Source organism: Allomuricauda sp. CAU 1633 (assembly GCF_017313225.1).
GTDB lineage: Bacteria > Bacteroidota > Bacteroidia > Flavobacteriales > Flavobacteriaceae > Flagellimonas.
Window position 1 is genome coordinate 129,645 of the sequence record NZ_JAFLNE010000004.1, and the last position, 13,445, is coordinate 143,089.

Genomic DNA, 13,445 nt, shown 5'->3' on the forward strand with positions numbered 1-13,445 from the left:
AAGTCTAAATATTTGACTTAAGGCGGTCTGCAAATAAAATTATTGATCTACAACGTATTTAAGAAAGTAGTCAAATCTGTCTCTTTGTCCAATCCTAATTTCTTTTTTAACCGGTATTTGGATTTTAAGATACTGTCCGGGAGCACGTTCAGCGTAGCTGCAATTTCTTTGGTGGTGAGGTTCATGCGTAAAAAGGCCGCCAAACGAATTTCCTTTTCTGAAATATCTGGGTAGAGCGTCTTTAGTTTTTGGTCGAAGTCGTTGTGCACTTCAGCAAAGTAGGTTTTGAATACCTCCCAATCCTTGTCGGAAGCATTTTCCTTTTTGAGCAGCATCACAATCCGCCGAAATTCCATCTTGAATTTTTCCGGGGAGTTTTTAATGCTCTCCAGGTTTTCCATCAACTCTTGGATAAAGGTGTTCTTTTGTACCAAATGTAGGGTCTGACTGGTGAGTTCCTTCTTTTTATGGGCGATTTCTTGCTTGTAGATTTCCTCCTGTTTTTCACGGGCAATGCGGTTTTTCTTCATCCGCTGCCGAAATCCAAATACCAACAAACCCGAGAGGGCTAGGGCAGAGGCCATGCCCCCGGCATACAATCCTTTCCGTAGGTTGCTTATTTCAACTTCTTGGTTCAATGTTTTGATTTCTTCTTCTTGAAGGGCAATCTCGGCTTCTTTTTTCTCGGTTTCGAAGATGGTCTGGAGTTCGGAGAGGCGTTGTCCGTTTTCAAGATTGTAGATGCTATCATTCAGGGTTTTGTATTCCTTAAAATAGGTCAATGCCAAACCTTCCTTTTTTTGTTTATTGGCTATTTCCGATAACAATTGATTGGCCTTGGCCTGATTTTCCAACAGTTCGTTTGCTGTTGCCAGGGATAGGGCCTTTTGGGCCCATGAGGCTCCTTCGACCAGTGCATTCTCTTCTGTTGTAATTTCGGCCAAATGGATTTGGTTGAGAACCACGTTTCCTGTTTGACCTATTGAATCCGCTAGGAAAAGGGACCTTTTAAAGTATGTTTTGGCTTCAGGAAATTCGCCTTTTAGTTGGTAGTACCTCCCCAATCCGAATAGCGTATTTATCTGGCCCAATGGATATTTCATGCTTTGGGAGAGCTCCCAACTTTCATCGAATTGTTTTTTGGCAGTTTCCAGACTATCCTTTTTATTCAAGTATATATTTCCCAAATTGGTAAGGGAGGCAATAATGCCATGTTTGTCATTGTCCTGCCTGTTCATTTGTTCCAATTGTAACAGATAGTTGATGGCGTTTGTGGTATCGCGCATCTTTAAATAATTTCTGGAAATTCCCCGCATGGCATCCTTTAAACTATTCCGGTCGTCATATCGGTCATAAATATCCATGGCCTTTAGGTTGTTTTCCAAGGACAATCGATACGCACCTTTGGCGAAATGCATTCCAGCAATAACATTATAACAGGCGGCAATTCCTGTGGAGTCTTGCTCCTTTGCAAAATTCTCTATGGACTTGTTGGCATAAAACAAAGTACTGTCATGCTGACTCATGATAGAATGGTTTATGGCGATGTTGATTTGCATGGCGGCGGTAGAGCTATACTCTTGGGCTTTTTCGCTCAGTTCCATGGCTTTCCGGTAATAATTATTGGAAGACGGATAATCATCAATATAGGAATAGGCGATTCCCATTCGTTGGTACCCGGTATGTTGAATGGGAACGTTGTCCAGTTTCTTTCCCAAGTCAATGAGTTGGTCTGCGTAGCCAAAGGCTTTGTCGATATCCCTGTTGATATGTGCTCTCCATAGATTGACCAAAATCGGGGTACGGGATGAATCAATGGGAGATTGTTGCAGTGCGTTCAATAAACTGTCAATAAGCTGTGGACTGGCATCATATTGACCATACATGCCAAATTGGGTCATCAAAAAACAGGCAAAGAGCAAGAAATATCGTTTCATGGCGGGAGGTTGATTGCTTTACCAAGATACCGATTAATTCCATTGGACGAACAGTCGTTTCTATGCTCAAAATTCCAGTTGTCCATAAAAAGTCCATGAAATCTTCGGGGCATTTTTTGTGATTAATCTCTGCTAAGTATTGATTTTAAAGGGTTTTATAGATGAAAGGTGTATTCTGTAAAAACGTGCTGTCCATGCTTGGTTTTGATGGAATCTATGAGAGCTGTCCATACTTTGTCCATGCCCAAAAATAGGCTGGTGGGTGATTGGGGTCTAATTTCGGCAGTGTTGAACCCTTAAAACCAAATAGTTATGAAAACAAAACAATCACCCCTAACCTTAGGACTTTATGTTTCTATATTGAGTCTGGTGTTTATGGCCTGTAACGGCTGCAGTAAAGATGAAGTTGAACCGGGACCCGAACAGCCCAAATTCTCCAACGATGAAGCAGCAGAGTTCGATGCGGCTGTTGCACAACTTCAAGCTTTTAACCAACCCGCTGAGACTTCTGTTCAAGAAGACGCCGCCACCGACCCTGAACGCGATACCGAGGACACTGCACTGGAATGTGTGACCCGGACATACAAAGGTGCTCCCGGTTTTAATGAATTGTTCACCTTGGACCCCACCACGGATGTTATTTATCCGGGTTCCATGTTAAAAGGAGAGTCCATACCCACGGGAGAATATACCCGAATCAGTGCGGATAGGGCCCCTATCACCATGTCCATTTCGCTGAGCAATATCACGGGGGAGTCCAGTGTTACCGTTAATGACCCGAACAAACTCAGTGAGGTGAGGGATGGCATCAATGAATTGTTGAACCGTGAAGTGACTGGGGCCACTCCTGCACAACTTGTGGTTACCGAATCGGAAGTGTATTCCGAAGAACACCTTTCCGTAGCCGTTGCGGCCAACTATAGGGATGCCACGAAAGATGTTTCGGCCAATCTTGATTTTAATAATTCTTCGTACAAAAACAAATATGTACTAAAGTTTCTTCAGCGTTACTTTACGTTAGATTTGGATTCCCCGGGGAAATCCCCAAGCGATATGTTTACCAATCTTCCCAATCTGGAAAGCTTGGGAACCACCAATCCAGTGTATGTGTCTTCAGTCACGTATGGTCGAATGGTGTTGTATACCATTGAATCCGATTCTACGATATCACAGGTAAAAGGTGCTTTTGATGCAGCTATAGAGGCCGGCAAAAAAGAAGGTGAATTTGAATTGGATGTGGAATCCAAAGAAATCATTACCAACTCCAGTATCAAAGCGTTGATCATTGGCGGGTCGGGTGAAAGTGCTGCGCAAGCGATAAGTGGTGTTGAGAACAACCCGGCCCAAATCTATGAGTATATCGCTGAAGGAGGCAATTACTCCAAAGACTCCCCTGGAGCTCCCTTGGCCTATAAGTTGAGCTATGTTAAGGAAGGTTTTCCAGCGGCCAAAGTGGTTCTGTCCACGGAATATCAAATACGGGATTGTGATGTGGCGTACCCGGAATTTCAAGTTACTATCGATAAAATAACAGGAAGCCAACCATCGGATACCGAAGTGAACGGTAGTTTGAACATGAAAATGAAAGTAGGCACAGATTATTTGGACATTAACAACAATGATATTGATGATGGTCCGTATTGGAGTAGAGGCACTTCAAACTTTGTGGATGTGCAAAATGATAAAACCCACACCATTGGCGAAGTGTATGTGCTGAAACCCTACCGACCCAATATGGCCGTGGACCAGATTGAATACTACGGAAACCTGTATGACTACAATGGTCTTTTAGGCAATGCCAATTTGGGCGAACATACCGGCACAGTGAAACTCGACGAATTGGTAATAAATGAAGAGCAAACCTACACCTTGGATTTCAATGCGGGCATCACCGCACATTTTAAAATAACCCGAATCAAATAAATTAGGTTTTAAAAGCGCAGTCGGCCGCTCAAGTGGGGTTCAACCATTTGATGCCGGCTGTTGTTTATCCATTACTTATCAATTTTAAACCCTTTAAATGAATGCGAAGGCAATTGTACAGAATAGCTATATTTTTCTGGAGCAAAAACGCGTCCCCAGAATTTTACTTCGGGAATTACTTCCATTTGTAGCTTTTCTCCTGTAGGGATATTTGTAATCGATTTTACTTTTTTCGTCATCACCACATGTATTTCAACAGGTTTGTCATTAAAAGATTCCACCACAAACGTATCATTGTCATATAAAAAGAGCGATACTTTTGAGGGGCCGTTAATTGTTACATCCAAAGATTTGGTTGCGAGATTTCGGATTTGATTCAATACCGCTTCTGGATAATTGTAGAGGTCTGCATAATTCTCGGGGGTCGTTAGAACATATAATGTTGCATCGGCATATTTACCTTGATGTAACAGGGGCCAACCCAAACCATCGTCCAAACCAGAAATCATTTCCCAAGAATCATTGGTAAAGTACTCGATTTGAGGAATGGTAATTGGGGTTTCACCTTCTACCATATTCCTGCCGATCAGATAATCCGTGATGATGGCTTTACGGTCTGTGTATTCCAAATCCACAATTTTTCGGATGCCACGGTCCTGTAATGCTTTCAATAAGCCTGATGTGATAATGACATCTTTTCCGTTTAACAAACGTTGTTCAATCTTTTCTACGATGTCGTCATCTTTTTGGGCCTGGGCAGTGAGGATGATCATCTCGTCCTTAGCAGGAAATTCAGGAACAATATCCATGGGAATACCAATCATCCCCAAATAGTTTTGAAGAAAGTCCTCCCCGTTTGAATGGAAAGGCTTATAACTTTTTATGCCATAGGGAGTTCCTAATTTTCCTGCAATCTTGTCAATGGTTTGCAGGGAATGAAACGCCGTTTTAGCCATAGTTTCATTGGATTTGAGGGGCAAAAAGCCATTGTAGTCAAAACTGACCTGTTCGTCTTTCCATTCAGGAATCCAATCCTCTCGTAGCGGAATTAGCAACTGCCTATAATCAAACAGGGTCATTTCGGGGGCTTTGGCCAAGATGGTGAGCCAAAGTTGTTCAGCATAGCGATCATAAAAACGCATACCACCAGTATCAACCCAACCACCGCCGTTTTTGCCGGGCTTTAGATTGTTGAAATACCGAAATATCAGATAGCCCAAATAGGGTTGAAGGTGCTGATTGCTCCTCACAGCGTCCCGAGTTTCTGTTCCGGTGTAGAGCCCATCAAAGAGTTTGGGTTCTGTTTCGAGATTGAAACCCAGCTCATGAAAATGATCGTACCAATTGGGATATTTAATAATGATTTTCACATCTGGATTCACGGCTTTTGCAGGCCCCAAGATGACATTTTTGGCAGCATCGGTCATGAGCTCCAGCCGATAGTCACTCCAGCTTCTGTCGCCTTTAGCTTCCACGCACAAGCCACATTTACAGCTTGTAAAGAAAAAATCATCTAAAATGACCTCATCAAAGTGGGCCGCTGAATGCTCAATAATTTCTTGGGCTTTTTGGCGATGTTCCGGATTGGTATAGCAAAAGGTCTCAAATTGATTGCTCTCATCAATGGTGTAGGTAATGCCGCCCACAACTTCAATACCTTGCTTTTCGAAAAACTTGGTGGCTTTTTTCAAGATTTTGCTATCCACAATGAGTAAATCGCGATGGGTTTCCAAATAAATCTTATCCACTTTCAACTGGGACGATATGACTTGCCAAGTGGAATCCAGCCATTTGGGGTCTTCCATTTTTTGGACCTCATAGGCTCGGGTATAGACTGATGTTCTAAAATTTTGGTAATTGCCTTGTGAAAACAGATTAAAACTTACGAAGGAAATAAGGAGTACAAGTACGAGCTTAGTGATTTTCATGATTGCAGTACGAAAAGGTTTGTTTTTAGTTAAAATTTTTGAGTTTGAATCCCCCAAAAAATTGGGTAGAGTCTATAATTAAGGCCTAATTTCGTGTAAATTTCCCTAACAATCAATGGGTTATGTGTTAGGGTTATGCAGAATTATCAACAAAAGTAGGGGCAGGGGACGTGTTTTTTTAATTGATGTGACTTCTACTAAAATTTCATTACACTGTCCAAACCTCTTTTTAAACCAACAGAACTTCCAACTTTTTCGATGGCCAAAAGAGCACCTTTCACATACGGTTCTGCACTGGCACCTGAATCATGACGAATGGATAATTTCTCATCCTTAAGCCCAAAAATGGATTCTATGGAAATGACATGACCGGGCAATCTGACGGAATGCACTTGTACGTCATTGAGATTTGCGCCCCGACTATTTTTTTCGCCAACAAGTTCATTTTCAGCCACAAACTTGGTGGGTTTTTGGATTTTTGAAAGTCGGTGTGCCAATTCCCGCGCTGTTCCACTAGGAGAATCAATTTTGTCTTCATGCGCATAATCTATGATTTCAAAATTTGGAATGTACTTAGCCGCCATTTCAGAGAACTTTTGAAGAAGGACCACGGTAAGGGCAAAATTTCCAACGGCCAAAACCGAAGTGTTATGTTCTATTGCAGCTTTTTCTATGTCGGTATAATCCATATCGGTCAGTCCAGAAGTTCCAACAACAACTTTTTTCCCTTTTTGAAGAGCCATTAGGATGTTGTTCTTGGCTGTTTCGGGTTTTGTATATTCCACCAAAACATCAAAATCTACTTTGGCCAATGCGGTCTCCATACTATTAAAAACGGGAATGATCCCCGTTCCTAATTGAAGAATTTCTGCAAGGTTTTCGCCCGCATGTTTTCTGGAAAGTGCTCCAACAAGCTCCATGTTTTTATTGTTGAACACGCCCTTACTCAATTCAGAACCCGCCCATCCGGTTCCACCTGCAATAAATACTTTTATCATAGTCTATGTTTTAGTTTAATTTTTCAGCTGAGATGATACTTGAAATCATCAAGTAAAAATCAGGATTAATAGTTTGTTATATTGCAAAATATAGATATGTTATAATAAAATTTTAGCGTATAAAATCGATATACTCCTGTATGATTTTTTCATTTCTTTTGAGGTAAGACCATTTCCCATATCTTGTTAAAACCAATAAGCCGCATTTTTCCATATTGCTCAAATAGGTGGAAACTGTAGATTGGGAAAGTCCTGCTTTTTCTTGAATATAGCTTACACAAACCCCATCATTAAAGTGCTGCAATGTTTCGTGAGGTGGAAAATTCTTTTCTGGTTCTTTCAGCCATTCCATGATTTGCACTCGTGTTGGATTGGAAAGGCATTTCCCAATTTCAGTCGCTATTTTAATATCCATGATGCAAACATATCTATAATTACCGATATATAAAAATGAAATGAAGGAATTCTGGGTAATTGATTATCATATATTTAAATGAATCATAGATATATGGGGGTTTTATGAAAAGGCAAGGGGCCACAAAGAGGCCCCAATATAAACTGAAATTTTGGTAAACTATTAGACTTCCCAACCCTCACGGTAGGTTCGGGTAACGAATTGGTTGGCATCTTCAAAGTTGGTAACCTTCATATTTTCCCCATCCCAAAGCAACTTTTTACGACCATAGAATTCCATATTGCCTTCAGCATTGGGTTTTTGCAACATATAGCTTCGAATGGCCAAGTTACCCATCAATACGGTTTCCGTCATGGGGCCAGCATAATCAAAAGAGGAGGTGAGCTCCAAATGTTCTGGACTTCCAAAACCTGCTTTACAGGCATCAACCCATTTGCGTTGGTGCCCGTACTCTGGTTCTGGCATTTCTTCAACTTCAGGACCAAACTCGGTGGTACCATCATTTAAATACAATTTGGGTGTCAAAGGAGAGCTATCATTGATGTTGGTGGAAATCACTCCATTCTCGCCATGGATTAGTACTCCATTATAACTTCCAGGACCACCTATATCGCTATCGGCAGGGATGATTTCTGGGTGAGAGGGGCGTATACCTCCATCGCTCCAGGTCATGGTCAAAGGCGCGCCTGTTTTTTCGGTAGCCTCATAATTTAAGGTGATGAATGAAGTGGCAGGGCAACCTTCCGGATGGTAATCAGGATTCCACATTTGCGAAAATACAGTCCCCACACTGCATTCCGCAGCGGTTGGATATTTAAGGTTCAAAGTTCTGTATGGAATATCAATCAAATGGCAGCCTACATCACCCAAGGCACCTGTTCCGTAGTCCCACCAACCTCTCCAATTGAAGGGATGAAGATTTGGAATATAAGGTCGCTCCGGTGCAGGGCCCAACCATAAATCCCAATACAAATGTTCGGGTTTCATATCAGGATTGGGTTCTGGCATGGCGTATCCCTGTGGCCAAACTGGGCGATTGGTCCAAATTTCCACTTTGGTGATTCTTCCCAATGCTCCCGAATCGACCCATTTTTGAACCATATCCAACAGTGGATTGGAACCACCTTGGTTGCCCATTTGGGTCACGACCTGTTTGTCCCGCGCCATTTGGGTCAACATTCGTGCTTCGCGGATGTTATGGGTCAACGGTTTTTGTACGTATACGTGTTTGCCACGTTCCATGGCATAGGCCGCAGCCGGTCCGTGCACGTGGTCTGGGGTGCTGATGGTCACGGCATCAATGCCTTTTACCTTATCCAGCATTTCTCGATAATCGTTGAACAGTTTTGCCTTGGGAAACTTTTCCACTGTACTTTTTGCAGACCCGGAAAAGTCCGTATCGCAAAGAGCCACTACCCGTTCCCGACCATTTACGGAGGCGTTGGCTATGTCACTAGCTCCTTTGCCACCAGAACCGATGGCCGCTAAATGTAAGCGATCACTGGGCGCCAAATAACCTGGCCCGCCCAAGACATGGCGTGGCACGATAAAAATGCCTGAGGCGATTGCCGTGTTTTTTATAAAGTTTCTTCTGCCTGAGGGGTTGGATTTTTGATTCATGTTCGTAGTGCGTGTCTTAAATTAGAATGATGCTTACAAGATAGCGGAAATAAGCATGGGAATTGATTAGTTTTCGCTAGAGGACAAAGAATCTATGCCGAAGGAGATAAAAGATGTGGTCAACTTGTCAATCAAACATCATTTTGATGATTTTTGGCAACTCTTAGGGATCTGTGTGTTCATTTCATGAAGGTCAGGAGGGATATAAGAACGACTTTTACGTAGAAGTTTTATTTTTTCGCCTCCACCAATTCCAATTGATCCACGCTTACATTGGTGGTAAACATCCCATAATTGACCACCGCCTTGCCTTTTTCTAAAGTGTCGATACTGCCGACGGCCTTTCCATCCATAAGGCGTACGCGGTCCCCAATTTTAAACACAGGTCGAGGTTTGTTTTTCTCTTTTTGGATGGCTTTTTTCTTTTCCACCTTTTTCTCCACTCGCACTTTTTTGATTTTCTGTTCCAGTTCTTGGGCGACTTGTTGTTGCTGTTGTTGCTTTTCCTTCGCCTTGCGTGCTGTGGTTTTTTTGCGCTTGCTGTTTTCAGTTTCCACAATCCGAAGTAGTTCTGAAATCAAAGGCCGCTTTTTGTTGTTGATGAAGTATTGTTGCGCAGCGGTGTTTACCTTGTTGCCCAATTGAATCATGCGATGGTTGTGATCGTACAGCTCCTGGTAGCTCTCCAACTTTGATTTGATTTTTGAATTTAGTTGCTCCAATTTATCCGCTTCTTCACGGGCCTTGGTTTCCTCTTCCTTTAATTTGGAACCGGTTTGCACCATTTTATTCCGCTCTTTCTGCAATTTGGCAATCGTGGCATCAAACCGAACCTTACCACGCTCTATCTTTTTCTTGGCTTTATTGATCAAAGAGTAGGGGATTCCATTTTTTTGGGCCACCTCAAACGTAAAAGAACTTCCCGCTTCGCCCAAAACCAATTGAAAGGTGGGTTCCAAGGTTTGGGAATTAAAACGCATATTGGCATTGGTGGCATGTGGTAGTTCATCGGCTAAGGCCTTGAGATTGGCATAGTGGGTGGTAATGACGCCATATGCTTCACGCTCGTAAAACACTTCCAAAAACGCTTCCGCCAAAGCGCCACCCAATTCGGGGTCACTTCCCGTTCCAAATTCATCAATAAGGAATAAGGTTTTCTCGTTGCACCGCTTTAAGAAGTAGTTCATGTTTTTGAGTCGGTAACTATACGTACTTAAATGATTTTCAATAGATTGATTGTCTCCAATGTCTGTCAAAATTTTGTCAAAAAGACAAACGGTACTGCGTTCATGAACTGGAATCAGCATACCACTTTGGAGCATCACCTGCAGTAGTCCAATGGTCTTAAGGGTAATACTTTTTCCACCTGCATTGGGCCCCGAAATTACGATGATTCGGTTTTCCTTATGCAGTTGAATGGTCTGTGGCCACGTTTTTTGATTCTTGCGCTTGTTGGTTAGATAGAGCAAGGGGTGGTAGGCATCCCGTAGGGATAATTCCCGTTCTTCACTGATTTCTGGCAACAACGCATCCATTTCCGAAGCATATTTGGCCTTGGAAGCTGTGATATCTATGTCCGTGAGATACGATTGGTATTCCCTGAGCAACGGTGCAAAAGGACGAATGGTATCGGTCAGTTGGTTGAGAATTCGCTGTATTTCCTCTTTTTCATCAAACTCCAAATTATTGAGCTCACGGGTGTAGCCTACGGTGGTATCGGGAATGATATAGACGATACTGCCTGTCTTTGAACTGCCCATCACCGTGCCTTTTACTTTACGGCGGTGCATAGCTTTTACAGCTAAAACTCTCCGATTTTCAACGACAGATTCCCGGATATCATCCAAAAAATCAGACGATTGGTAACGGGTCAAAGCGGCGCCAAAGCTTTGGTTGATTTTACCCCGGACCTCATTGATTTGGGAGCGAATGTATTTTAAATCATCCGAAGCGGAATCCTTGATTTCACCAAATTTGTCAATGACATGGTCAATGGCTTCAGGGATTTCGGTATTGGCTTCCAACGCACCTGACTTTTTATTCAGCAATGGATAGTATTCCTTGAACTTCTTCAAGAATTTTTGATGGATGGCCACAGTTTTGCAGATTCCACCAATCTTTCTAAATCCGGAAATCTCCAAAGTGCTATTCTCAATTTTGAGAAGTGATAACTCTGCATTGATGTTATCGAATCCGTGATTCGGAATGCGATTGTCGTTGGAGAAGGATGCCAGATATTCCGAAGTTTGCCCCAAAACATCCAACAAATCTTCTTTGCCATCAATGGGGGTAAGGGTCAGTGCCATCTCTTTTCCCAATTCAGTATTGCAACGGGTTGAAACCTGTTGTAATACGGTGGGAAATTCTAAATCTTGAAGGGTTTTTAGGTGAATCTTTTGCATTTACATCATCTAGCAGCGCAAAGATATAATTTTGGACGGGTACGGAAAGTTGCTTTTTGGCATGACTTTTCTTCCTAAGTTAGATTCAATCCCTAAATTTGGAGCTGACCCGTTTTGATGCGGGCTTAACCATTTTGTCCACCATTGAAGAAGAATAAGTCTATGGATGTCTCCATTGAACCAAGCTGGAAAGCGCATTTACAACCGGAATTTGAAAAACCGTATTTTCAACAATTGACCGACTTTGTGCGGTATGAATATCAAAATCACACTTGTTACCCAAAGGGTAAAGATATTTTTGCTGCGTTTGATCATTGTCCATTTCAAGAAACCAAAGTGGTGATCATTGGACAGGACCCCTATCATGGACCTAATCAGGCGAATGGATTATGTTTTTCGGTGAAGGATGGTATTCCGCACCCTCCATCCTTGGTCAACATATTCAAGGAAATAAAGGTGGATGTTGAAAAACCTTATCCCAAGAGCGGCAATTTGGAGCGATGGGCGGATCAAGGGGTTTTGTTGCTTAATGCTACTTTGACGGTAAGGGCGCATAATGCGGGAAGCCATCAGAACAAAGGCTGGGAGCAATTCACCGATGCTGTGATTAAAACCGTTTCCAGTAAATTGGAAGGGGTTGTATTCTTGCTTTGGGGTGGTTTTGCCAAGAAGAAATCGGCTTTGATTGATAAAACTAAGCACCACATCCTTACTTCGGGACATCCTTCACCCTTAAGTGCCAATAGAGGGCTGTGGTTTGGCAACCAACATTTTAGCAAAACCAATGGTTTGTTGTCCAAAATGGGGAGGTCATCCATAGATTGGTGATGTTCAGCTAAATAGGTTTTGTAATTGTCCAGAATTCTGTATGTTTGGCCCCTTTAGCTGAAATGTCCCGATTTGGAGAGATTGAAATCTATTTTATTGGTAGATGACGACGAAACCACCAATTTGGTCAACAGCTTTTTTATAAGACAACTAGACAGCTCTTTACAAGTAAACAAAGCGCGTAATGGTAAGGAAGCCATTGCATTTTTACAGAAAGCCTCCCCCAAAGAAGATTTGCCATGCTTATTGCTGTTGGACGTGAATATGTCCATCATGAATGGTTGGGAGTTCTTGGATGTCTATACGGAAAAGTTTGGTGACCACTTGAAGGAGGATGTTGTTATTGTGGTGCTTACAGGAATGGACCTGGATGATAACGCCATGGCCATGACGCACCCCAGTGTTGTGGAAATGGTTCAGAAACCCTTGTCGGATATTAAGTTTCGGGCATTGGTTACCAAGCACTTTTTTAGTGATTAGAATATAGAAAGGTATCTGCTGGTTTAATTTCTTCAATTAAATTTAAACTGAACAGCTTTTGTTGTACGCCCTCGAGTGTTTCTTCCGATAATTGCTCTTGCCCCCAAGTCGTTTTGGAAAGCCATTCTTGAATATCTTCCAACTTCTGGTCATATCGGTTGGCCAAAGTGCGGTCAATGCTCGGAATTTGCTTAAACTCTTCTGTGTAGGTATTGATAACCTCTAAAATATGCTTTAATACCCCGGGTTGCGATTCTAAAAACGAGTCGGTGGCAGCGATCACAAAACAGGGCCATGGGGTAGGGCAGTCTCCCAGCCATTTAAATGTGTGGTTATCCACCAAAGGTTTGGTGGTAAAGTGTTCCCACATGAAATAGGCCTCAGAACCTTCGGTCAGACTTTTAATGGCGCCATCCAGGTTATTTATGATTTCAAACTCAAGTTTTTCAGGGTCCCATCCTTGATTTTGGGCATTTACATAGGCCATTAAGTGACTGCCACTACCGAAACGGCTTATGGCCACTTTATCGTTATTCAAATCTTGAATTGAACTTCTGGAACTATCTGCTGCAACGTGAATCCCCCAAAGTAGGGGAGAGGAAATAAACTCTTGGACAATTTTACTCGGATTTCCCTGTGAAATGCTTTTGATGATACCTTCGGTGAGAATTATGGCCAAATCCGATTCATTGTTCTCCAAAAGTTGGCACATTTTGCCCGTTCCTTCGGGAACATCGGTCCATTCAAGGTTGATGCCACGATCTTCAAAAGCGCCATCTTCCATAGCCAAATGCCAGGGTAGGTTAAAGTGCTCAGGAACTCCAATTATTTTTACGGTCTTCACAAGATTTTATTAAGGTTGATTAAAAATATGGATTCCACTTGGTATCTTTTTAATTTACGGAAATTAAGTG

Annotated in this window: 10 protein-coding genes; 3 read left to right on the plus strand and 7 right to left on the minus strand. The window is 42.3% G+C overall.

Going from position 1 to position 13,445, the window contains the following annotated elements:
* Positions 1-47: 47 nt before the first annotated feature.
* Positions 48-1,937: a hypothetical protein gene (locus tag J0X14_RS12675; RefSeq protein WP_207098167.1), complete on the minus strand. Its 1,890-nt coding sequence runs from the start codon at positions 1,935-1,937 to the stop codon at positions 48-50.
* Positions 1,938-2,249: 312 nt separating this feature from the next.
* On the opposite strand from J0X14_RS12675, the gene J0X14_RS12680 reads away from it, so the two are divergent.
* Positions 2,250-3,860, plus strand: coding sequence for a thiol-activated cytolysin family protein (locus tag J0X14_RS12680; protein WP_207098168.1), 1,611 nt, complete (start codon positions 2,250-2,252; stop codon positions 3,858-3,860).
* A 71-nt stretch (positions 3,861-3,931) separates the two neighbouring features.
* On the opposite strand, the gene J0X14_RS12685 is transcribed toward J0X14_RS12680, so the two are convergent.
* From J0X14_RS12685 to J0X14_RS12705, 5 genes are all read right to left on the minus strand, one after another.
* Entirely contained in the window at positions 3,932-5,788 is a 1,857-nt protein-coding gene (locus J0X14_RS12685; RefSeq protein WP_207098169.1) for a hypothetical protein, read from the minus strand.
* 197 nt (positions 5,789-5,985) lie between these two features.
* Positions 5,986-6,786, minus strand: a complete 801-nt coding sequence (gene dapB, locus J0X14_RS12690; protein WP_207098170.1) for a 4-hydroxy-tetrahydrodipicolinate reductase — start codon at positions 6,784-6,786, stop codon at positions 5,986-5,988.
* A 112-nt stretch (positions 6,787-6,898) separates the two neighbouring features.
* Positions 6,899-7,201: an ArsR/SmtB family transcription factor gene (locus tag J0X14_RS12695; protein ID WP_207098171.1), complete on the minus strand. Its 303-nt coding sequence runs from the start codon at positions 7,199-7,201 to the stop codon at positions 6,899-6,901.
* Positions 7,202-7,363: 162 nt separating this feature from the next.
* Positions 7,364-8,821, minus strand: coding sequence for a Gfo/Idh/MocA family protein (locus J0X14_RS12700; protein ID WP_207098172.1), 1,458 nt, complete (start codon positions 8,819-8,821; stop codon positions 7,364-7,366).
* A gap of 230 nt (positions 8,822-9,051) precedes the next feature.
* Positions 9,052-11,223, minus strand: coding sequence for an endonuclease MutS2 (locus J0X14_RS12705; RefSeq protein ID WP_207098173.1), 2,172 nt, complete (start codon positions 11,221-11,223; stop codon positions 9,052-9,054).
* A 162-nt stretch (positions 11,224-11,385) separates the two neighbouring features.
* Here J0X14_RS12705 and J0X14_RS12710 point away from each other — a divergent pair, with 162 nt between their 5' ends.
* A complete protein-coding gene (locus tag J0X14_RS12710) occupies positions 11,386-12,051 on the plus strand; it encodes a uracil-DNA glycosylase (protein WP_207098471.1) in 666 nt (221 codons plus the stop codon).
* Between the two features lie 72 nt (positions 12,052-12,123).
* Entirely contained in the window at positions 12,124-12,531 is a 408-nt protein-coding gene (locus tag J0X14_RS12715; protein ID WP_207098174.1) for a response regulator, read from the plus strand.
* Here the strand turns inward: J0X14_RS12715 and J0X14_RS12720 are convergent.
* A complete protein-coding gene (locus tag J0X14_RS12720; protein ID WP_207098175.1) occupies positions 12,521-13,375 on the minus strand; it encodes a substrate-binding domain-containing protein in 855 nt (284 codons plus the stop codon). The genes J0X14_RS12715 and J0X14_RS12720 overlap by 11 nt on opposite strands.
* Positions 13,376-13,445: the final 70 nt, after the last annotated feature.

Excerpts from the sequence above, each read along its gene's own strand:
- J0X14_RS12675 (WP_207098167.1), bottom strand. The coding sequence starts at position 1,937 with ATGAAACGATATTTCTTGCTCTTTGCCTGTTTTTTGATGACCCAATTT.
- J0X14_RS12685 (WP_207098169.1), bottom strand. The coding sequence starts at position 5,788 with ATGAAAATCACTAAGCTCGTACTTGTACTCCTTATTTCCTTCGTAAGT.
- J0X14_RS12710 (WP_207098471.1), top strand. The coding sequence starts at position 11,386 with ATGGATGTCTCCATTGAACCAAGCTGGAAAGCGCATTTACAACCGGAA.
- J0X14_RS12700 (WP_207098172.1), bottom strand. The coding sequence starts at position 8,821 with ATGAATCAAAAATCCAACCCCTCAGGCAGAAGAAACTTTATAAAAAAC.
- J0X14_RS12680 (WP_207098168.1), top strand. The coding sequence starts at position 2,250 with ATGAAAACAAAACAATCACCCCTAACCTTAGGACTTTATGTTTCTATA.
- J0X14_RS12695 (WP_207098171.1), bottom strand. The coding sequence starts at position 7,201 with ATGGATATTAAAATAGCGACTGAAATTGGGAAATGCCTTTCCAATCCA.
- J0X14_RS12705 (WP_207098173.1), bottom strand. The coding sequence starts at position 11,223 with ATGCAAAAGATTCACCTAAAAACCCTTCAAGATTTAGAATTTCCCACC.
- dapB (WP_207098170.1), bottom strand. The coding sequence starts at position 6,786 with ATGATAAAAGTATTTATTGCAGGTGGAACCGGATGGGCGGGTTCTGAA.